17 protein-coding genes are annotated in these 21,844 nt (G+C 44.2%); 5 read left to right on the forward strand and 12 right to left on the reverse strand.

What is annotated here, in order from left to right; translation table 11 throughout:
• The first annotated feature begins 117 nt into the window (after positions 1 to 117).
• Positions 118 to 813 carry an HAD family hydrolase gene (locus JZ784_RS01070; RefSeq protein WP_346313494.1) on the forward strand — a complete coding sequence of 232 codons (696 nt, stop codon included), beginning with the start codon at positions 118 to 120 and terminating at the stop codon, positions 811 to 813.
• A 95-nt stretch (positions 814 to 908) separates the two neighbouring features.
• Here JZ784_RS01070 and JZ784_RS01075 read toward each other — a convergent pair whose 3' ends face one another.
• The 6 genes from JZ784_RS01075 to JZ784_RS01100 all read right to left on the reverse strand — a co-directional run bounded on the left by JZ784_RS01075 (position 909) and on the right by JZ784_RS01100 (position 6,902).
• Positions 909 to 2,096 (reverse strand): ammonium transporter, encoded by a 1,188-nt coding sequence (locus tag JZ784_RS01075; RefSeq protein WP_346313495.1) that lies wholly within the window; start codon positions 2,094 to 2,096, stop codon positions 909 to 911.
• 688 nt (positions 2,097 to 2,784) lie between these two features.
• The gene (locus tag JZ784_RS01080) at positions 2,785 to 3,510 is read right to left on the reverse strand and encodes an amino acid ABC transporter ATP-binding protein (RefSeq protein ID WP_171457736.1); all 726 of its coding nucleotides are present in this window, start codon (positions 3,508 to 3,510) and stop codon (positions 2,785 to 2,787) included.
• A gap of 14 nt (positions 3,511 to 3,524) precedes the next feature.
• On the reverse strand, positions 3,525 to 4,208 hold the full coding sequence (locus JZ784_RS01085) for an ABC transporter permease subunit (RefSeq protein WP_346313496.1): 684 nt from the start codon (positions 4,206 to 4,208) through the stop codon (positions 3,525 to 3,527).
• A complete protein-coding gene (locus tag JZ784_RS01090; RefSeq protein WP_005011567.1) occupies positions 4,208 to 4,951 on the reverse strand; it encodes an amino acid ABC transporter permease in 744 nt (247 codons plus the stop codon). Before JZ784_RS01090 ends, JZ784_RS01085 begins: the two co-directional genes overlap by 1 nt.
• 68 nt (positions 4,952 to 5,019) lie before the next feature.
• On the reverse strand, positions 5,020 to 5,967 hold the full coding sequence (locus JZ784_RS01095) for a transporter substrate-binding domain-containing protein (RefSeq protein ID WP_346313497.1): 948 nt from the start codon (positions 5,965 to 5,967) through the stop codon (positions 5,020 to 5,022).
• Between the two features lie 401 nt (positions 5,968 to 6,368).
• A complete protein-coding gene (locus JZ784_RS01100) occupies positions 6,369 to 6,902 on the reverse strand; it encodes a hypothetical protein (RefSeq protein WP_346313498.1) in 534 nt (177 codons plus the stop codon).
• A gap of 137 nt (positions 6,903 to 7,039) precedes the next feature.
• Between JZ784_RS01100 and JZ784_RS01105 the strand changes: the two genes are divergently transcribed.
• Both JZ784_RS01105 and JZ784_RS01110 read left to right on the forward strand, forming a co-directional pair.
• Positions 7,040 to 8,110, forward strand: coding sequence for a molecular chaperone DnaJ (locus JZ784_RS01105; protein ID WP_346313499.1), 1,071 nt, complete (start codon positions 7,040 to 7,042; stop codon positions 8,108 to 8,110).
• A gap of 201 nt (positions 8,111 to 8,311) precedes the next feature.
• A complete protein-coding gene (locus JZ784_RS01110; protein ID WP_346313500.1) occupies positions 8,312 to 10,285 on the forward strand; it encodes an AAA family ATPase in 1,974 nt (657 codons plus the stop codon).
• Between the two features lie 47 nt (positions 10,286 to 10,332).
• Here the strand turns inward: JZ784_RS01110 and JZ784_RS01115 are convergent, their stop codons facing one another.
• Positions 10,333 to 13,227, reverse strand: coding sequence for a valine--tRNA ligase (locus JZ784_RS01115; protein ID WP_346313501.1), 2,895 nt, complete (start codon positions 13,225 to 13,227; stop codon positions 10,333 to 10,335).
• 204 nt (positions 13,228 to 13,431) lie between these two features.
• Between JZ784_RS01115 and JZ784_RS01120 the strand changes: the two genes are divergently transcribed.
• Positions 13,432 to 14,124 carry a hypothetical protein gene (locus JZ784_RS01120; protein ID WP_346313502.1) on the forward strand — a complete coding sequence of 231 codons (693 nt, stop codon included), beginning with the start codon at positions 13,432 to 13,434 and terminating at the stop codon, positions 14,122 to 14,124.
• Positions 14,125 to 14,153: 29 nt separating this feature from the next.
• On the forward strand, positions 14,154 to 14,960 hold the full coding sequence (locus JZ784_RS01125) for an SDR family oxidoreductase (RefSeq protein ID WP_346313503.1): 807 nt from the start codon (positions 14,154 to 14,156) through the stop codon (positions 14,958 to 14,960).
• A gap of 98 nt (positions 14,961 to 15,058) precedes the next feature.
• On the opposite strand, the gene JZ784_RS01130 is transcribed toward JZ784_RS01125, so the two are convergent.
• The 5 genes from JZ784_RS01130 to JZ784_RS01150 all read right to left on the reverse strand — a co-directional run bounded on the left by JZ784_RS01130 (position 15,059) and on the right by JZ784_RS01150 (position 21,843).
• Positions 15,059 to 16,093: an agmatine deiminase family protein gene (locus JZ784_RS01130; protein WP_346313504.1), complete on the reverse strand. Its 1,035-nt coding sequence runs from the start codon at positions 16,091 to 16,093 to the stop codon at positions 15,059 to 15,061.
• A gap of 179 nt (positions 16,094 to 16,272) precedes the next feature.
• Positions 16,273 to 16,710, reverse strand: coding sequence for a heavy metal-binding domain-containing protein (locus tag JZ784_RS01135; protein ID WP_346313505.1), 438 nt, complete (start codon positions 16,708 to 16,710; stop codon positions 16,273 to 16,275).
• A gap of 4 nt (positions 16,711 to 16,714) precedes the next feature.
• Positions 16,715 to 17,071 (reverse strand): YbjQ family protein, encoded by a 357-nt coding sequence (locus JZ784_RS01140; protein ID WP_018573093.1) that lies wholly within the window; start codon positions 17,069 to 17,071, stop codon positions 16,715 to 16,717.
• Positions 17,072 to 17,209: 138 nt separating this feature from the next.
• Positions 17,210 to 18,664 (reverse strand): multidrug efflux RND transporter AdeIJK outer membrane channel subunit AdeK, encoded by a 1,455-nt coding sequence (adeK, locus tag JZ784_RS01145; protein ID WP_005011547.1) that lies wholly within the window; start codon positions 18,662 to 18,664, stop codon positions 17,210 to 17,212.
• On the reverse strand, positions 18,664 to 21,843 hold the full coding sequence (locus JZ784_RS01150; RefSeq protein WP_005011546.1) for an efflux RND transporter permease subunit: 3,180 nt from the start codon (positions 21,841 to 21,843) through the stop codon (positions 18,664 to 18,666). Before JZ784_RS01150 ends, adeK begins: the two co-directional genes overlap by 1 nt.
• Position 21,844 lies beyond the last annotated feature (1 nt).

The raw sequence follows: 21,844 nt of genomic DNA on the forward strand, positions 1-21,844 counted from the left end.
ATGGCAGCATGAAAAGCTATTTTCAGCTTTGTAATATGCTTATCAGACATGCGGCAAAGGCGCGAAAGCCAGCCATGCTAAAGTAAGTCAAAACATGCCAATAGCGAATGAATCCTTATGAGCATACAAGCCGTACTGTTTGATTTGGACAATACCTTGACCCACCGCGGGCAGAGTATCGGCGCTTATAGCCAGTTTCTTGCGCAGCGCTATGCTGCACAGCTGCTGGAGATGGATTTGCCTAAAATCCAGCGTATTATTAACCGCATAGACAATGGCGGCTATCCTAAAAAAGAAGAGTTAACGCACCCCAGCATTGGCGCATCGGTTGCCTATGCCTTATTGCAGGAGCTGCACTGGAAAACTGTGCCGGATTTGAAGGAATTGAGCGCGTTCTGGTTTGAACACTTTGGACGGCATGCGGTTGCAATGCCGGGTGCAGAGTTTTTACTGCAAAATTTAAAGCAAAAACGCTATAAATTGGCGGTCATTTCAAATGGCGGTCATGCCACACGGCTGAATATTTTGCAGGGTTTAGGCTTTACGCATTATTTTGATGAAATCGTCAGTTCTGAGTTGGCGGGGATCAGTAAACCGAAACCTGAAATTTTTCTGCAGACCAGTGTGAAGTTGGGCATAGCGCCAGAGCGCTGCCTGTTTGTTGGTGATCATCCCGTGAATGATGTGCAGGGAGCCTTAGGCGCAGGCATGCAGGCCATTCTGCTGGAAGGTTTTCATTCGGCAGATATAGATCAGCTGATGGTTTCTAACCGCATCCAGCAGCTGGATCAGATCTGGACCTTTTTAGGCTAGGCTGATTATCAGGCTGCAATCAAAAGGCAGGCAAGATCAAGCAAAGTGGTTGAATTTAGCCGCTTTGATTAAATTGCCGGACAGGATTTCTTTACTCAGAACATGGCATCTTCTGAGTTGGCGCTGATGCGGTGGATAGAGAGATCTGCGCCGCGAAATTCTTCTTCTTGGCTGAGGCGGATCCCCATGGTGACTTTCAGTAAGCCGTAGACAGCAAAGCCGCCTGCAAGCGCAATAGCAATCGCCAGAGCGGTGCCAAGAATTTGTGAAATCAAAGAAACGCCGCCGAGGCCGCCCAGCCATTGCTGACCGAAAATTCCAACAGCAATGCCGCCGAATGCGCCGCATACGCCGTGCAATGGCCAGACTCCTAAAACATCATCAATTTTCAGCTTATTTTGGGTATATGTAAACAGTTTGACAAAAATAATCCCTGCCGCCGCGCCAATGATTAATGCGCCTACAGGATGAACAATATCTGAGCCTGCGCAAATCGCGACGAGGCCTGCCAGTGGGCCATTATGCAAAAAGCCGGGGTCATTTTTGCCCATGAAGTTTGCTGAAATCGTGCCGCCCACCATGGCCATCAGTGAATTAATGGCCACCAGCCCTGAAATGGCATCCAAACGCTGTGCGCTCATGACGTTAAAGCCAAACCAGCCGACGATTAAAATCCATGAACCGAGAGCCAGGAATGGAATGGAAGAGGGCGGGTGAGCGCTGATGCGGCCATCTTTTTTATAGCGCCCATAGCGCGGGCCAAGCAAAAGCACCGCCGCCAGCGCAATCCATCCGCCCATGGCATGCACCACGACGGAACCTGCAAAGTCATGGAAACTGGCGCCAAAAGTATGCTGCAGCCAGCTTTGGAAGCCAAAGTTGCTGTTCCAGATCATGCCTTCAAAAAATGGATACACCAGTGCCACCAGCAGTAAAGTGGCCAGCGCCTGAGAGCGCATTTTGGCGCGTTCCGCAATGCCGCCTGAAATGATGGCGGGGATGGCTGCGGCAAAGGTCAGTAAAAAGAAACAGCGCATTAAGTTGTAGCCGTGATCGGCTGCGAGGGCTGCGCCTGCATGGAAAAAATGCTGCCCGTAGGAGATATAATAGCCAATAAAAAAATAGGCAATCGCGGAAAGGGAGAAGTCCGTTAAAATTTTACTGAGCGCATTCACTTGGTTTTTATGGCGTACAGTGCCGAGTTCAAGAAACGCGAATCCAGCATGCATTGCAAGCACTAAAACTGCACCAAGGAGGAGAAAAAGTAAGTCAATATTTTGCATTGTGAGTCCTAATTTAGTGCGTAGTGTCACAAAAGAAACCCAGTATATCGATGCAGGCGATTTCGAAAAGAGGATTGATTAAGGGAAATTTTGATTAATTCAGATTAAAAATATGTAAGACTCGATATAAAGCAAATACTTAGATGTTGCACTTAATTGGTGCGTTTTTTGTGTTAAATAATCTCTATAAATTTATTTTATTTCATATATTTATATTTATTAAATAGTGGATTTTATTTCAGTGTTTTGCAAAGGTGCATCATTGTCCCCAATTTAACGAATGTCCGCTGCATAAACAAAATGCAAAATTATTCAGTGCTGTCCGCGCTTAATGCACCGAGATAAGCCAATTTTAGCTCAAGGCCGTTAACATCTATTTTTTATGATGTGAATTTTAAGCGCATTGGGCGCAGAGATTAAAAAAACAGCCTGCTATTCCAATAAGCGGTATCTGCACGTGAAAACTATAGCTGATGAAAATTCAGCAATGCATCAGCGGCGGCACAGGAGCAGGCATATGAATCAAAGCAATCTTATATTTTTCTTTTAGTGAAAATTACTGTGATGGCAGCAATGCTTTTTTAGGATTGCATTTGGTGCGGACGGATATATGGGAAGATTTGGCTTTCAAGATATTGATGTTGAATAAAAAAAGCAGATCCGCAGATCTGCTTTTGATGGTGCTGAGTCAATGCAAAATTTTGTTAAGGAACTGCTGCGCTCGTTCACCGCGCTGAGTATTAAAGAACTCATCTTTGGTGCAGTCTTCGACAATTTTACCCTGATCCATAAAAATAATGCGGTTGGCAACTTGCCGGGCAAAGCCCATTTCATGCGTGACGCACATCATGGTCATGCCTTCTTTGGCCAGCTGCACCATTACATCCAGTACTTCATTAATCATTTCAGGATCTAGGGCCGAGGTCGGTTCATCAAACAGCATGGCGATCGGGTCCATGCTGAGCGCCCGGGCAATGGCAACACGCTGCTGCTGTCCGCCAGACAGCTGGGCTGGAAATTTAGCGGCATGCGCACTTAAACCCACACGGTCTAAATAGGCCAAGCCTTTTTTCTTGGCGTCTTCTTCCGAACGGCCTAAAACTTTGACTTGCGCAATGGTCAGGTTTTCAGTAATGGATAAATGCGGGAACAGTTCAAAGTGCTGGAATACCATGCCGACACGGCTGCGCAGCTTATTTAAATCGGTTTTAGGATCATTAATGGAAATGCCGTCCACTAAAATGGTGCCGGACTGAAAAGGCTCTAAACCATTCACTGTTTTAATGAGGGTGGATTTTCCAGAACCTGAAGGCCCGCAAACGACAACCACTTCTCCTTGGCAAATCTGCGTAGTGCAGTCAGTCAATACCTGAAAGTCTTTATACCATTTACTGACATTTTGGAGGTCAATCATTACTTTTTGATCTGTCATACACTTAACCTCCTCTGCAATTTTTTAACTGCATACGTTGCGATCATGCTGATGGTGAAATACACCAAACCAGCGAATAAAATATATTGAGTGAGCAGGGACATTAAGTCGCCGCGCACGTAGTTGGTGCGGAAAAAGTCCAAAAGTCCAATGGCGTAAACCATGGTGGAATCCTGAAATAGAATGATGGTTTGCTGCAGCAGCAAAGGCGTCATTTTGCGGAATGCCTGAGGCAGAATGATCAAACGCATGGCTTGACTGTAACTCATGCCCAGCGCATAAGCCGCTGAAGTTTGCCCTTTAGGGATGGACTGAATGCCGGCGCGCACAATTTCAGAAAAATAAGCCGCTTCAAACAGCATAAAGGCCACAATGCTGGATACCAGCGCCGTGTCGATGGTGAGGTAATTGCCAGTAAGCCCTGTATAAATAAAAGGCACCGCAAAATAAAACCACATCAAGACTAAAAGCAGTGGAATGGAACGGAATAAATTGACATAGCCTTTGGCAAACCAGTTCAGCGCTTTAATGGAAGACAAACGCATCAATGCGAGCAGCGTGCCAATAAAGACCCCGCCGATCGTTGCGCTGATCACTACTTTGAGCGTGATGCTTAAACCATGCCACAGAGCAGGGCCAGACTGCTGCAGATCTTGAATAAATGAAGTCAGCCAATCCATTATTTATCTCCTGCAATTAGGCCCGGAACACGCAGGCGTTTTTCCAGATAGGTCATAAAGCCAATCAGGCAAACATTAATGACCATGAAAATAATGGTGACATAGGTGTAAATTTCGATGGTGTTTTGCGTGTACTCACTGATGGTTTTCATTTGCGCAATAATTTCTGCGACTCCCACCAAAGAGGCGACCGAGGTGTTTTTTACACAGTTGGTCAGTTCAGAGCTGAGCGGCGGCAAAATGGTGCGGAAAGACTGCGGCAAAATAATGTGGCGGTACAGCTGAGCTGTGGAAAAACCCATCGCATAGCCCGCATTGGTTTGTCCGACAGGCAAAGCTTCAATGCCCGTACGCACCTGTTCACAAACGCGGGCGGCGGTGAATAGGCCTAAGCCGACACTGGCAGAGATTAACGCCGTGGTGTTGGCGCCTAAATCATTCATCCACCAGTTTTTAATTCCAGCCGGCAGGAAATTAGGCACCACATAAAACCATATAAAGAGTTGAATCAACAGCGGCACATTTCGGAAAATGGTTACGTAGGCCGTACCGATGCCGCGGGCAACCGGGCTGGGCAAAGTCCGCATGATGCCTAAAATGCTGCCGAGCACCATGGCAATGCTCCATGCGACCAGCGCAATCACAAACAGCCAGCCCAGGCCAATTAAAATCCACTCCAGATATGTGGAATCTCCCACACCTGTGGATTGGAAGAGCACACCCCAATTCCAGCTATAATTCATAGAAACTCCCTTTTTAGCTTAAGCCAAATTCCTTTTGGCTTAAGCATTTACAGAATGTTTAGGGATGATTATTCGTCACGGTCATGCGGATTGCTGATAAGCGCCTTCAGCTGATCGGACATTGGGAAATTTAAGTTAATATTTTTAGGCGGAATTGGCATTTGGAACCATTTCTTATACATCGCATTGATTTCGCCTGAGCTGTAAGTTGCTTTAATGGCATCGTCAACAACCTGCTTAAAGCCAGTATCGCCTTTACGCATCATGCAGCCGTAAATCTCATGAATCGGCGCAGTGCCCACAATTTCCCATTTATTTGGATCTTGTGCCTTCGATTTTTCACCTGCCAGCAGAATGTCATCCATCATGAAGGCTGCCGCGCGGCCATTCTGCAGCATTAAGAACGATTCCGCATGGTCTTTGGCCGAAATGACTTCACCAATGCCCAGCTCTTTTTCATGCTGGCGGATGTAGCGCTCCGATGTTGTGCCCGCAGTGGTCACCAGTTTTTTGCCTTTAAGGTCAGCAAAGTCTTTGACACCGGAATCTTTAGCGGTAAGCAGGCGGGAACCGACTTCAAAGAAGCCTGTAGAGAAGGCCACTTGCTGCTGGCGCTCTTTGTTGTTGGTGGTCGAACCGCACTCTAAATCGACAGTGCCGTTAGAGACGAGCGGAATACGGTTTTGACTGGTGACAAGGTTATAGCGGACTTTTAAATCCGGCATGTTTAATTTCTTTTTGACCGCTTCTACCACTTTCAGCTGCAGGTCATGCGCATAGCCGACCGGCTGGTTCGGATTGTCAGCAATATATGAAAATGGAATAGAGGAGTCGCGGTAGCCTAAGACAATGGTGCCGGACTTTTTGATTTTATCTAAAGTGCCTGAGTCGGAAGCTGTTGCTTCGCCGCCCGCAGGCTTATCAGAAGATGGAGCTTTATTGTCGCTGCAGGCACTTAGACCGAGCATGAGAGCACTTGCACAGAACAGGGAGGTCATGGTGCGTTTAAAGATCATTGGCAAAACTCCTTTTTATTGCTTGTTCATCAATTGCTTTAATTGTCGATGGTTTAAAGCCATCAGGTTGTTGCAAAGATGATTTCTGATATGTACAAAAACCGTACATTAGATTTCATCTTAAGCGAGATTTGAAGAATTGCTCAAGCAAATTTTTTTACGATTTGTTAACGGTAAATGGTTATGATTTAAACAGTTTTTATGGCGCAGAAATATAAGAAAAGTACAGCACAATATGTGCCAGCTATGTTGATTTTTAAGTTCAATTTAGACAAAAGTAGTCTGCTGAATAGGGCTGATTTTTAAAAAAATAGAACTATGGGATGAAGAAGTAAAAAAGGTTAAGGCTCGCTATGATTAAAATAAACTATTCTGTTAAATCGGTTATTCAGATGTTGCCTTTAAGATGTTTCATAATATTGTTCTATGTGCTCAATTAAAGTCATGCTCAGGCGATGAATATGCTGTCCATGCTCTATTAATGCATTTTGATGTTTAATCTGTTTTTTATCGTTGGCTAATAATAAATGCTGTTGCAGGATTTCTTCAGAATGAAACAGTTCAAAAGCCAGCTGGTTTAAATTGGCATCGTATATTTGGCTATGTACAAAAATATGCAGTTCTTTGGCAAAAACTGGAATGAGTTCTAAATATTCGGTTTCTAGGGTATGCAAAATATTTTCGGTACTTTGTTTATTTTGCTGCATTTGTATAAGGAAATCGTCACTGTAGCGCTTAATGCGGTAGAGCGTGGGCAGGAGTGTCACAAAATATTTTTGCTTTTGTATGTTTTGCAATGTGCGGTCACGCTGCAGTTCTAAATGGTTTAAATATAGAGGCACACTAATGGCCACAAAAATGGCAATGACGGAACCGACGGCTTGCACCCACGCGGCCAGTTCTTGATTAAATATTAAATCTGCTTGTGTTGGCATTGAATATTCTCATTTTATTGTTGTCTTGATTGTGCCAACTATTGCATTGAAACGATATGGCATTAATGGCCGATTCAGGCTTTGGGTGTTCATTCATAAAGTTGCGCTATAATCGCTCTTTTGCTTTGCATTTACTTATGGCTTTTGATTTAAAAACCACGGTTCAGCCCAATATCGAGCGCTCTACTCCTGAGAAAAAGCTCAACCGTTTAATTGATCAAATTGAACAGCTGAAACGGGAACTGGCTGCATGGGAAAATGCAAAATCAGATATTCTGCTATATAGCCGCAAGCGCTTTATGCCTGTATATGCAGCGCTGCATGATGTGTTATTTCAGCAACTAGAACAGCTTTGGAATAGCCTCAGCAGTTATGAGTTCAGCAAAACCGATGCTGCGCAGCTGGATGATAAAATTTATGCCTTAGCCAAAATACTGAAATCTTCAAAGCTGCTGAATCAAGTGCAGCTGGAAAAGGTGGATGAGTTATATGCGTACTATCAGCAAACGGCTGAGTATGAGCTCAATAAGAAATCTAAAAAGAAAAATGATGCAGCGTATTCAGATCTGAATAGTGATTTTAGTGCAGTCAGTGGAATGGATAAGGCTGAGGATTGGGAAAATGCTGAATGGGAGCGTGAGGATTGGAACGGAGAGCAGTACAGTCAAGCGCGTGAACAGGCCAAACTCAAACGCCAGCAAGAAAAGCGCGAACAGGCAGAAAAGTTAGTCGAGCAGTCGCTGAAAACGGTGTATTTAAAAATTGCGGCCAGCATTCACCCTGACCGCGAACCTGATGAAGCTAAAAAATTGGAAAAAACCGAGTTATTCCAGCGCGCCAATGAAGCCTATGAACAGCAGGATTTATTTTATCTGCTGAAATTGCAGCTGCAGGTGGAGTCCAGTCAAAGCTGTTCGCAAAAGAGTTTAAGCGCTGAGCAAGTCAAGTTTTATAAAATGGCGCTGGATGCACAATGTCAGAAACTGCAAGGCCAAATTGATGATCTGATTGATGCTTTGGTGTGGTCTGAGAGCGCTAAAATTACCGTGCAGAAGTCGAAAGGCAAACTAAAAATTGAGGACTTGTATAAGCAGATTGATGTAGATACTTCGGCTTTAAAACAGCAGGTAAAAGTAGAAAACCAACGACTGGGCTATATGGGGAAAGAGAGTGGGCTAGGGATGTTGTTGGAGCATGGGGTTTTATAAAAACACCTCTCCTAAAAGGGGGGAGTCATTGTGAATAAAATAATAAGCAAGCTCAAACACATACTTCCTCTCACATCATTGATGATGGGTATGGAATTTATAAAAATATGAAATACTTTTTTAGTATCTATCTTATGGATTTTAAATTAGTTTTTTGATTTACATTGTGGTAGATTGGGAGATGTTATAGAAATTAGAATAATGGTTATTATGTTAGTTGGTGTTTTTTTACGGTATTTTAAAACTTATAAAAATGCGCGTTATATCCCTTTTACTATCGATAATTTAGAAAATTTTAATTTATTCATTGGGCAAAATGGCACAGGAAAAAGCTCCATATTGGAAAGTTTGGATTATTTTTTTAATAATAGAGATTTTATTTACAATAATAATCAGAATAAAAATGATGCTTTTGTTGCGCCTCTATTTATGATTAAAAAAAATGATCTTAAAAAGTTTGATAGGGATGTACAAGAAATCATCCCAATAATAAGTGATTACTTTTTCGAAGCTGATATAAATACAAATACAAACTTTAGACTGTATCCAAATTTTTTTAAGCATAGAGATTCTATTAAGCTATTTCATAAAGAATACTACTTGATATTATTGGGTTGCGCTCCACAAACGGATTTACTTAGTAATGCCTTTATTACTTTTAATAATTTTGTGAAAAGTAGAATAGTTGAAAAAAATAAAACTTATGAGGATGATAAGAAATTAAGAAAATTATTAGAAAGACTCAGATTAGACTTAATTAATTTATATTCATATCAGTATATACCTGTTGAAACATCGCTTAATGATTTTTTAAGATTGGAATCAAAGGGAATGCAAGATTTGATGAGTGAAAATATAAAGAGCAGAATAGAGAAATTATTAAATGAAAAGTTGCCTATAAAAGCTGATAGACCTCAATCAAAAAGCCTTCTGGATATTGTAAATAATGACTTAGAGGGATTTGTGGATAGTGTGGCGCATACAGTTCAATTGATTGACGAGAAATATGATTTTGAAAAAGAGTATAAAGCAAAAACTAAATTAACAGCGAATCATTTAACAGATATTATTGTTGATTCCTTTTTTTCTAAGAGAAAGCTGAAAAGAGATGGAAAGCCTATTGAAAATATGTCTGCCGGTGAGCGTAAAAAAGCACTTATTGATATAGCATATGCTTTTTTAACCCAAGACAGAAAGTTTAGCCAAAACATTATCCTTGCTATAGATGAACCTGAATCTTCTTTACATATTTCAATGTGTTATGATCAGTTTAATCGTTTGCAACAACTGGCTAAGGATTACAATATTCAGCTTTTTGTGGCTACTCATTGGTATGGTGCTTTACCAATTATTGATCAAGGTACTCTGCATCATATTGATTCCAATGATGATGAAATAATTGAAATAAAGCAATTTTCATTCTCGAATTATTTTTCTAAACAAAGGCGTCATCCTGATGATATTCAATTTAAGAGTTATTTTGATTTGGTATCCTCAATAATTAGCTCTTTGCGCCTTCAAGAGGTAAATTGGATGGTAGTTGAAAGCGAAGATGATAAAAAATATATATGTAAACATTTGACAGATAAAATTAAAAAACCAATTAGGTTTTTACCAGTAGGTAGCTGTGCAACAGTAGCTGTACTCTATAACTATTTACATACTCCAATAGAACAAGGTCACGAAAATAATACTTTTAAAGGGAAAATCTTTTGTTTAATTGATACTGATATTCAAGGTGTAAAGCTTTCTGAAAAATCAGATGTAGGGAATATTATGAAAATCAGAAGATTACAATCTAATAATCAAAAAATTGAGCTTCATACTATAGAGAGTACTGTACATTACCCAACAGAAATTGAAGAGGCTTTAGTACCAAGTGCTTTTTACAATGCTTTGCATAACTCAATTCAAGAATCTGATGATGAAGAAATAAAAATTATCTTTTCAAAGTTTAAATTCGATGAGAAAGCTAAAAATAGCTATATTAAAGGTGATGATTCTATAATCTATGTAGATACTGATCAAAATTTTGAAGGTAACCCAAAGCATTCAAAAGAGCGTATTCATAAATTTATTGACCGAAATAAATCTAGAATATGTGAGTTATATTGTGAACAAGAGATTTTAGAAAAACCAGATTGGATTGTACAAATAGAGAAGTATTTTCAATAAAAAATCCCCTCAATTGAGGGGATTTTTTATTGAATTAAACTACAGCATTAAAGCGCTGCAATTTGCTCCATATTCGCTTTAATCTTCGCTAACTGATCAGCAAATTCAGCAAGTTTCACTTTCTCGCCTTCAACCACTGCAGCAGGTGCTTTCGCTACAAAACCTTCATTGCCAAGTTTAGTGGCAATTTGGTCGTGCTGTTTTTGAACCTTGTCTAAATCTTTTTGCAGACGGCCCAATTCCGCTTTCGGGTCAATTAAGCCTTTCATTGGAACGAATACAGACACATGCCCCACAACAGAAGATGAAGACAATGGCGGCTGTTCAGCATCAGCAAGGAAAGTAATGCTTTCAACTTTTGCCAATGCTTTAAACAATGGTTCAATACGAGAAATCTGCGCTTTTTCAGCATCAGTCGTATTTTGAAGCAATACAGGCAACAAGCGAGCATTACCTAGACCCATCTCACCACGGATGTTACGTACCGCACCAATCAAACCTTGCAGCCATTGCATATCTGCTTCAGCTTGTTCATTGATTTTCGCTTCATCGGCAACAGGGTACTGCGCCAACATAATCGTTTCGCTAGAGATGCCGAGTTTCGGCGCAAGCGTTTGCCAGATTTCTTCTGTTAGGTAAGGCATTAACGGATGCGCTAAACGCAAAGACGCTTCCATTACAGCAAGAAGAACACGGCGAACTTCAGCTTTACGCTCTTCAGATACATTTTCATCGTTCAGAACTGGTTTGGTTAATTCTACATACCAGTCACAGTATTCATTCCAAATGAACTCGTAGATCGCTTGCGCAGCCAAGTCTAAACGGTAAGTTGCAAACGCTGTTTGCACCGCTTGTTCCGCTTTTTGCAGGCGGCTCACGATCCACTGTTCAGGCAATTCCCAAAGGTCTTGACGAACTTCAGTACCAATGGTTTGGCCTTCAATGTTCATCATCACGAAACGCGTTGCGTTCCAGATTTTGTTAGCGAAGTTACGGTAACCTTCAACACGCTTCATGTCGAATTTAATGTCACGGCCTGTATTGGCAAGCGCACAGAATGTGAAACGAACCGCATCTGTACCGTAAGACTGAATGCCTTCAGGGAATTCTTTACGCGTTGATTTTTCAATCTTCGATGCTTGTTTCGGGTTCATCAAACCTGTTGTACGTTTTTGTACTAAAGTTTCAAGATCCACACCGTCAATCAAATCTAATGGGTCAAGCACGTTGCCCTTAGATTTAGACATCTTCTGACCTTCACCGTCACGCACCAAACCGTGTACGTATACAGTTTTGAACGGAACTTGCGGCGTACCGTCTTCATTCTTCATAAAGTGCAGCGTAAACATAATCATACGTGCAACCCAGAAGAAGATGATGTCAAAACCAGTCACCAATACATCCGTTGGGTGGAAAGTATTGAGGAAATAGTTTTCTGCATCTTTTTTCGCGTCGCCAGTCCAACCCAATGTTGAGAAGGTCCACAGCGCAGAAGAGAACCAAGTATCCAGCACGTCTTCGTCTTGGCTCAGTGCAAGGTCAGCAGGAAGATTGTGTTTTGCACGCACTTCAGCTTCATTACGTCCGACATAGATATTGCCATCTGCATCGTACCAAGCAGGAATGCGGTGACCCCACCACAATTGACGCGAGATGCACCAGTCTTGGATGTTGTTCATCCAAGCCATGTACATGTTGCTGTATTGCTCAGGCACAAATTTGATGTCGCCGTCTTTCACCGCTTTAATTGCAGGCTCAGCCAATGGCGCAATTTTTACATACCATTGATCCGTCAGTAACGGCTCAACGATCACGCCTGAACGGTCACCGCGAGGCGGTTTCAGCGTATACGGTTGAATTTGCTCTAACCAGCCTTCAGCTTCAGCTTGTTCTACTAGCTTTTTACGCGCTTCAAAACGCTCTAAGCCAATGTAGTCTGCAGGCGCAGGAATGGTTTTAGAAATTTGTTCGCCCGCTTTTGCGATGTATTCAAACTCAGCCAGCACTTCAGCATTCTTGTTGAAAATGTTGATAATCGGAAGTTCGTTACGTTTACCCACTTCATAGTCATTAAAGTCGTGCGCAGGAGTGATTTTTACACAGCCTGTACCAAATTCTTTGTCTACATATTCATCTTTAACGATTGGAACCGCACGGCCTGTAATCGGCAGGATGATGTTTTTGCCAACAAGCGCTGCATAGCGTTCATCATCAAGTGCAACTGCAACTGCTGTATCGCCAAGCAATGTTTCAGGACGAGTGGTTGCAACTACAATATGGTCTTTACCGTCATGGGTACGCAGTGACTTGTCTTCAAAGAAGTATTTGAAGTGCCACAATGAACCCGCTTCTTCTTTATCCGACTCAACTTCTAAGTCAGAAAGGGCCGTTTGCAGTTTAGGGTCCCAGTTGACGAGGCGCTTGCCGCGGTAGATCAAGCCTTCTTCATGAAGTTTTACAAACACTTCTTTAACCGCGTTTGAAAGGCCTTCATCCATGGTGAAGCGTTCACGAGACCAGTCTACAGATGAACCTAAGCGGCGGATTTGGTTGGTAATGTTGCCGCCCGATTGTTCTTTCCATTCCCACACTTTTTCGATGAACTTTTCACGGCCCAAGTCATGACGGCTCACACCTTGCGCGCCCAGCTGGCGCTCAACCACCATTTGCGTCGCAATACCGGCATGGTCAGTCCCTGGCTGCCACAAGGTATTTTTACCCGACATGCGGTTGTAGCGGGTCAGGGCATCCATGATGGCATTGTTGAAACCATGACCCATGTGCAAATTGCCTGTGACGTTAGGCGGCGGAATCATGATGCAGAATGATTCTCCTTTTTTAGAGGGCTTAAAGTAGCCGCGTTCTTCCCAAGTCTTGTACCATTTTTTCTCGATCTCGGTAGGATCGTAGGTCGTAGCAATATTTTGCGCTGAATCAGTCATAGTCTAAACAGATCAAAAGTAGATAAAAAATTGCGTCTATTGTAGCAAATAAAAACGGGGTTTAGGCACTTTGCGCGCATGGAAACTTTATCCGTTTGCAGCCTGAAAATAAGAACCAGTTGGCAGTTTTCATCTAAGGCTTTATGATAGGGGCAGATATAAGCGCAAGGTTCGCAGCACATTATAAAAAAAGGAGTTCAGTGCATGAGTTATTCTATCTCTTTGAAAATTTTGCCGGAAACACATCAGCGTTTTACGGATTTGCATCGAAAGCTGAATGCAGGAGATCAAGAAAGCCTGGCAAAGCCGCTCGGGGAGAATTTGGCGGATATTGCCTGTGAAATTATTGATCAGGTCTTTGGCAATATTGCCAAAATGTCGACCTCAGGGGATCATGAATCTGAAAAAGTAATTCAGCAGATTTTAGACACCACCCGTAAATATATGCCCTGGTCGGTCTCATTTTTCGCTAATGAGCGTCTGGTGCCGATGGTGAATTATCTGCGTGATTTGACCATAGAGAAGAACGGGCATTTTTATGTGACCTATCCCATAGACCATAGCTTGGCCAATGAGCTGCTGGGGCATGTCGAGAAAATGAAAGACGGCAACAATGCCTGCGTTCCGCCGGCATTAAAAGCATTTACAGAAGTGGTGGATCAAGGGGTCACGCATTTAATCCGCGAGCCGAAAAAAATGCTGAAATTTAATGTGGTGGTGGATAAAACGCTCAATGGCGTGATTCATGTGACGACCCAGCTGGGCTACAAGCGTTTTGATAAATTGGGTAAAATTTATGATGCCAACTCGATAAGCGGCTATTTTGATCACTTTTTGGTTTTTTTGAATAATGAGCAGATACAAAAAACGATTAAACTGCGGGATAGTAACTTTTAATAAAACAATGATTTCATAAGGAATGCATTATGGCAAAGCTGGATGATTTAAAAGGTAAGGTCGTATGGATTACAGGCGCTTCATCCGGTTTGGGCAAAGCCTTGGCGCAGGAATGCGCTTTGCAGGGCGCGCAAGTGGTGTTGACGGCGCGCCGTTTTGAGGAGCTGGAAAATGTCCGGGTCAGTTTGCTGAACCCGGATCAGCATGTATCTATTCCAGCCGATATTACCGATGAAAGCCAAGTCCGCCATGCCTATGAAAAAGTGCTGGAATGCAGGGGCCGAATTGACTGGCTGGTGAATAATGCAGGCTTAAGCCAGCGCGCTTTGATTGCCGACACCACCATGCAGACTGAACGCGCCATTATGGAAGTGGATTATTTCTCTCAAGTCTTTTTAACCAAAACCGTATTGCCAGCTTTCTTAAAGCAAAAATCAGGACGCATAGTCTTTGTGTCCAGTGTGGCAGGTTTATTAGGCACGCAATACCGCGCATCTTATTCTGCAGCCAAAGCGGCGATTCATATGTGGGCAAACAGCTTGCGTGCAGAAGTTGCTGAAGACGGGGTAAATGTTTCGGTGATTTTCCCGGGTTTTGTTAAAACCAATGTGTCGATTAATGCGCTCAATGGTGAGGGCAAGGCGCAGGGCTATGATAATGAAGCAACAGCCAATGGTTTGGAAGCCGATGAATTTGCGCAAATGACAGTAAAAGCGTTGCTGAAAGGTGAGGAATACATTGTTATCGGCGGCCGTAAAGAAGTCTTGGGGACTTGGGTCTCGCGTTTATCGCCAAGCACGCTGTATAAAATGATCCGTAAAGCGCAGGTGAAGTAAATTTAAAAGGCAGGAGGAAAGTCACTTCCACCTGCCTTTTGGGATCATGTTGTTCCCATATTCCATCCCCGATGGTTTGATAGGGGAACAGAGCTGCACTACTTGCTGATTTTATTTAAATAATTTAAGAACAATTCCGCATTTTCCCCACGCACTTGCCAAGACATGCAGCGCACACCGCCGCCCATATGACAGACATTAGCAGACTGTACAGGAATCACGGCACGTTTGGTTATGCTGCGAATTTGCTGTAAAGCGACAGCATCCTCTTTAATGCCAAATTGCGGGAAGTAAATCCGATCAGGCGTGACCAGCATGTTGGTGTATAAGCCGCATGCAGAACCAAATTTTTCATCGTAGATTTCACTGCCATCATAAGGCGTGATGATTTCATGAATTTTAACATTGGGAATGCCGCGCTTTAAATCTGCTTTGAGCTGTTTGGCATAATCGGGATCTTCAGGGTAGGAATTAATCACCAAGGTGTTTTGATCGACAAAGCTGACCACGCCATCGGCATGTTCCAAGCCTCCTTGTTCATCGGCTTCAATGAATGCAATCTGCTTGGCACCAGTTAACGCCATGAGTTTTTTGCGGGCTTCACTTTCAGTGAGCTTGTTATCCGCTAGAAATTTGGTGCTGAGGACGACATTGCCATAACCATCTTCAACCCAGTTTCCGCCATCATTCAACAGCTTGCTTTGAGTAAACTGCAAGCCCGCTTTTTGGCTGTAGTATTTAAACTCGTCCTGCACTTCATCTGAAATGGCCTGACCTTTTTTAGCGCCGCCTTGTCCTGCGGCCGTGTAGCGGAACATGACCGGCTGGGCTGGATTGGCGCTGGTAAAATCTCGCATCCAAATATCATGCATCGGCGCGATCGCCACATGCTTTTTGCCCAAGGCTTTGACATAGTCGGGGTAGAGATATTTATCCGTCAGAACAACGGCATTGTCGCCATTTTTAATAATTTTTTTTGCATAATCGACATGAAAATCGAAAATATCATCAATCATTTTTGCATAGTAAGCATCATTGCTTTGAGGGGATGCCAGTACAATTAATTCAGCTTTGGCTGCAAGTGGAAGCATAGTAAGTACCGCCATGCTTATTTTCAGTGCTAAAGATTTCATTATTTGTGACCTATTTGCAGTGTAGGTGATATCCATTTTTATTGTGTTCAGTGCAGAGCGTTATGCTCTAGTGAGAAATCTGCCATCAAGGTATGCGGTAGAAGGTGAAAGAGCATGAGCTATTTTGAAAGCTCATGCTGTTTGAGTTTAGTGAATAGATGATGGGTAAATAGCCGCTATTAAGGACTTTGAATGGCGGTCCCATATGCAAAGACTTCAATCATGCCACCTTGCATGCCCAATTCAGTGGTGCTCAAACGCAGCCCCATAATATGGGTGGCGCCCATTTTTTCAGCTTCAAGCTTTAAACGCACGACCGCTTCACGGCGCGCGCGGTCAACGACACTTTCATAGCTGGTTAGGCGTCCCCCGAAAAAGTTCTGAATATTGGCAATCACATATTTAAAATAATCATGTGAGATCACCACATTGCTTGAAACCAGTTGACCTAAATGCTCACTGGTTTTGAAGCGGTTATTGTCTATGCGGATGTAGGCCAAGCGCCGTTCCTGCAGCTCCAATTCGTTTAAATGCTTGCGTTCTGCATGGCGGCCGAAAGCCCATCCCACCGTAAACAAAATCACAAAAACAAGGACTTTAAATAAAAAAGCATCCATCGCTTTAGCCTTGAGCAGGGAAAGGGTCAGCCAGTTTCGGCATATTGGCTTCCGCCCGCACGGCAGTGCCGTAAACAAATAATTCAGATGCGCCTTGCGCAATGTTTGAGGTCGAAAAACGGATGCCGACAATGGCATTGGCGCCTAAGCCGCGGGCTTTTTCAATCATGCGGCTCATGGCTTCTTGGCGTGACTCTTCCAGCAGTTCGGTATAGCCTTTGAGTTCGCCGCCGACAATGTTTTTCAGCCCAGCCATAAAGTCGCGGCCAGCGTGTTTGCTGCGCACGGTGCTGCCATAGACAACATCCAATTGCTGGGTAATGGTATGTCCAGGCACAGTCTCAAGATTGCTTAAAATCATAGGGTGATTCATGTGTGTATTTTAGATGCATTGAAGATAGGCAATGTATTGAATAAAAGCAAGATTGCTGATTGATAAATCAGCTGGGCAATAAAAAAGCCCACCGGAGTGAGCTTGTTTATGTTTTAAGCAATCTGCTTATTTCGCGGCATCTGCCTTGCGTTCAGCGGTAGAGGGCTGCTGTTGAACAGCATCGCCGCTATTGGCTTTAATGCCGCCGCCTAAAGATTTATACAGTTCAACTTGGCTGTTTAAATTGCCTTGTTCAAGCAACAGCAAGCCTTGTTCAGCGGCATATGAGGTACGCTGCGCGTCCAATACGGTTAAGTAGCTGTCGATCCCTGCACGGAAGCGGGCATTCGACAGTTTGTAAGTTGTATTGGTCGCATCCACCAAGCGGCGCTGAGCAGACAAGCGGTCACCAATGTTTTGACGCACAGCCAAAGCATCGTTAACTTCACGGAATGCAGACTGAATTGATTTTTCATAATCAGACAGCGCAATTTGCTGCTCTGTTTCTGAAATTTTGATGTTGGCTTTGCGTGTGCCCCAGTCAAAGATTGGAATATCTAAGCTTGGCCCTAAGCCCCAGACAAAACTGCCTGATTTAAACAAATCACTCAAATCAGTCGATGCATAACCCGCAGTGCCGGTCAGGCTGATGGTCGGGAACAGGCGCGCTTTGGCTGCGCCAATGTTTGCGCCAGCTGCAGACAGTTTGTATTCCGCTGCGCGCACATCAGGACGGTTGTTCAGCAAGTCGCTTGGCAAGCCAGAGCCGATAGCGCTGGCTGAGGTAATGCGGGTGACCCGCTGATTTGGCATCAGGTTGTCAGGCACTTGCTGGCCGACCAGAAGATTCAGCAAGTTTTTCGCTTGCGCCACTTGAGTCTTATAGTTTGCAACGTCATTGCGGGCGGTTTCTACAGAGATTTGCGCCTGGCGAACAGGAACTTCACTGTCAATGCCGACATCAAAACGTTTTTTGTTCAGATTGTAAGATTCAAGCTGTGTTTTTAACGTTTGATCAGCCAGTTTCAAATTTGCATTTGAAAATGAATAGCTGAGCCATGCTTGCGCAACTTGGCCGATCAATGCAATTTGAGTTGCATCGCGTGCGCTTGCAGTTGCAAGGTAGCTGTCCAAGGCATTGTCTTTTAAGCTGCGGACACGGCCCCATAAGTCCAGTTCATACGCTGTCACACCGAGGCCAACGTTATACGACGTAACTGGCTTTTGTGAGTTTAGGGTATCTTGGCGCAGCACACTGCCGCTTGCGCCAATCGTTGGCAGCTGATTATTTTCAGTGATTTGGTATTGCTGCTGTGCGCGCTGAATGTTCAGGGCTGCAGTGCGCAAATCACGGTTGTTTGCCAGTGCTAAATCCAGAACTTGAACCAAACGCTGGTCTGAGAAAAAGTCCTTATAGCCTTGCTCTGCAGCAGAAGTGCCAGACGCGCTTGCTGTATAGCCTTGCGGAATGTTTGCTTGTGCTGCTGGTTCTGGACCGCGCATGCTTTGGCAGGCAGCCAAAGCAAGCGCAAGTGAAGAAACCGCAATGCTACGACCTGTAATAGACCATATATTTTGCATCACGATGTGTGCTCCTGATTATTTTGTTGTTTTGGTTTGTACTTAAAGATGCTTCGAATCCATACGTAGAACACAGGGATAAAGAAGATACCTAATAAGGTCGAGCTGATTACGCCACCCAGTACGCCATAACCTACAGAGTGCTGGCTGCCTGCACCCGCGCCAGATGCTAACGCAAGCGGAAGTACACCAAAACCAAAGGCTAGGGTTGTCATGATGATTGGGCGCAAACGCATTCTTGCGGCATGCATTGTCGCTTCAAACAGATCTTCGCCTTTTTCCTGAAGTTCTTTCGCAAATTCTACAATCAAAATCGCGTTTTTGGCAGCCAAACCAATGACTGCTACGATCGCGACTTGGAAGTAGATGTTATTTGAAAGATTTGAATCTTTAAGCAATACCATGCCAAGGAAGGTTAATGCGACTGCACCGACAACGCCTAGAGGGACAACTAAAAGTACAGAGAATGGAATTGACCAGCTTTCATACAGCGCAGCCAGGCACAGGAATACGATCAATAAAGACAGTGCGTAAATAATCGGCGCTTGAGCACCAGATTCACGCTCTTCAAGTGACAAGCCTGTCCATTCATAATCAAAGCCTTTTAGGCCCATAGACGGAAGTTTCGCAATGATTTCTTCCATCGCCGCCATTGCATCGCCAGAGCTGACACCCGGAGCAGGTGTGCCTTGAATGTTCATGGATGAAATGCCGTTATAGCGTTCCAGACGCGGTGAACCGTAAGTCCATTCGCCTGTTGCAAATGCCGAGAACGGAACCATAGTGCCTTGGTTGTTGCGGACATACCATTTATTCAGGTCTTCAGGCATCATGCGGGAATCCGCTTCGCCCTGAACATAAACTTTTTTCACGCGGCCGCGGTCAACAAAGTCATTGATGTAAGAACCGCCCCATGCCATACCCATTGTGGTGTTGATCTCAGAGATGCTCACACCCATAGCGCCAGCTTGCGCTTGGTCAACAATGATTTTGTACTGAGGGGTATCTTCCTGACCGTTCGGACGCACGCCAGTTAAGCGCTTGTCTTGTGCAGCCATGCCTAAAATGGCATTACGCGCATTTAGCAGCTGCTCGTGGCCTAAACCGCTTGAATCTTTCAGCTGCAGGTTAAAGCCAGCAGTCACACCCAATTCAGGCATTGCTGGAAGCTGCAATGGCATGATGTAAGAAGCATCTTTAACGATCATGTTCAATGCCATGCCGCGCTGAATAATCTTACCGATTTGAGCTTCCGGTGTGGTCCGGTCTTCCCAGTCTTTTAATTTAATAAAAGCTAAACCAGCATTTTGACCGACACCTGTAAACGAGAAGCCCGATACGCTGAATACGGATTCAACGTAATCTTTTTCCTTGTTCAGGAAGTAGTCAGTCATGGTGCTGATGGTTTTGTCTGTGCGGTCCAATGTCGCGTTTGGCGGCAATTGCACCAGTGTCATCACGACACCCTGGTCTTCATCCGGAAGGAACGAAGACGGCAGTTTAGTAAACAGAAGGCCTAAAACCACAATCACGGCGCCATACAGTAAGCCTGAAAACAGCTTATGGTGCGTCATGCGGTTTACGCCGTTTTGATACTTGCCGGCGACTTTGTCGAATGTTTCATTAAACCAGCGGAAGAAACGCGCAGGCAAGCTGTTGCTTGGCGCCGCATTTTTATCATGCTGTTTCAGGATGGTCGCACACAGGGCAGGGGTAAAGGTCAACGCGACAAGCAGTGACAGGACCATGGCTGTAACCAGCGTGATCGAGAACTGGCGGTAAATTACACCTGTGGTCCCGCTCATAAATGCCATTGGTACGAATACCGCTGACAGTACAGAAGTAATGCCGACCAATGCGCCGGAAATTTGCTTCATCGAGATCTCTGTGGCTTCCACAGGATCCAGATGCTCTTCGGCCATAATCCGTTCAACGTTTTCCACGACAACAATTGCATCATCGACCAGAAGGCCAATCGCAAGCACCATGGCAAACATGGTGAGCGTGTTGATAGAGAAGCCGAAGACATTAATAACAGCAAATGTGCCCAATACTACGACTGGCACAGCCATTGTTGGAATGATGGTCGCGCGCCAGTTCTGCAAGAACAGGAACATGACCAGGAATACAAGAATCACCGCTTCAACCAAGGTGTGAACCACACTCTCAATTGACAATTGAATGAACGGCGTTGTATCAAATGCAAGTTTGTCCTGCATGCCTGTCGGGTAGTTTTTACGAAGGTCTACAAGGCGGGCTTCAACTGCAGCGGCTGTATCTAAGGCATTCGCGCCAGTAGCGAGCTTGATGGCCACACCGCCGGCAGGTTTGCCGTTGAATTTGGAGTCAAACTGATAGTTGTCTGCACCCAATTCGACGCGGGCAACATCGCCCAAACGCACTTGTGCGCCGCTTGTTGTGTTTTTCAAGAAGATGTTTTTAAATTCTTCAGGTGTTGTCAGCAAGCTTTGCGCATTCACAGTCGCGTTCAGCACTTGGCCTTGCACGGACGGTGCGCCGCCCAGTTGGCCGACAGCCACTTGAGCATTTTGCGTTTTCAATGCTGCGGCGATATCGCTTGGCGTTACTTGAAGGCTTGCCATTTTGGCAGGATCCATCCAAATGCGCATCGCATATGAACCGCCGAATACCTGCACTTCACCGACACCGGCAACACGGCTGAGCGGTTCTGAAATATTCGAGTTTACATAGTCCTTAATGTCATCTGCAGATAAGCTGCTGTCAGGCGAATAGAATGCAATAACTTGCAGGAAGCTTGCGCCTGATTTAGTGACTTTGACCCCTTGACGCTGAACATCTTCAGGCAAAAGCGCAGTTGCAGACTGTAATTTGTTCTGCACCTGAACTTGCGCGATATCCGGATCAACACCTTGGTTAAAGTTCAGCTGAATAGAAGCCTGGCCATTGCCTGCGCTGTTTGATGAAATATAGCGCAGACCGTCAAGGCCATTCATTTGCTGTTCGATGATCTGCGTTACTGTATTTTCAACAGTCGCTGCAGATGCACCTGGATAAGTTGCAGAAATCGTTACCGTTGGCGGGGCAATGGTTGGATACTGCGCGATAGGCATTTTTGTCAGCGTGAGAATACCCGCCAGCATAATGACTAACGCAATCACCCAAGCAAAAATTGGGCGATGGATAAAGAATTGAGCCATT

Source organism: Acinetobacter sp. CWB-B33, assembly GCF_039655955.1.
In the GTDB taxonomy this organism is placed as follows: Bacteria; Pseudomonadota; Gammaproteobacteria; order Pseudomonadales; family Moraxellaceae; genus Acinetobacter; species Acinetobacter bouvetii.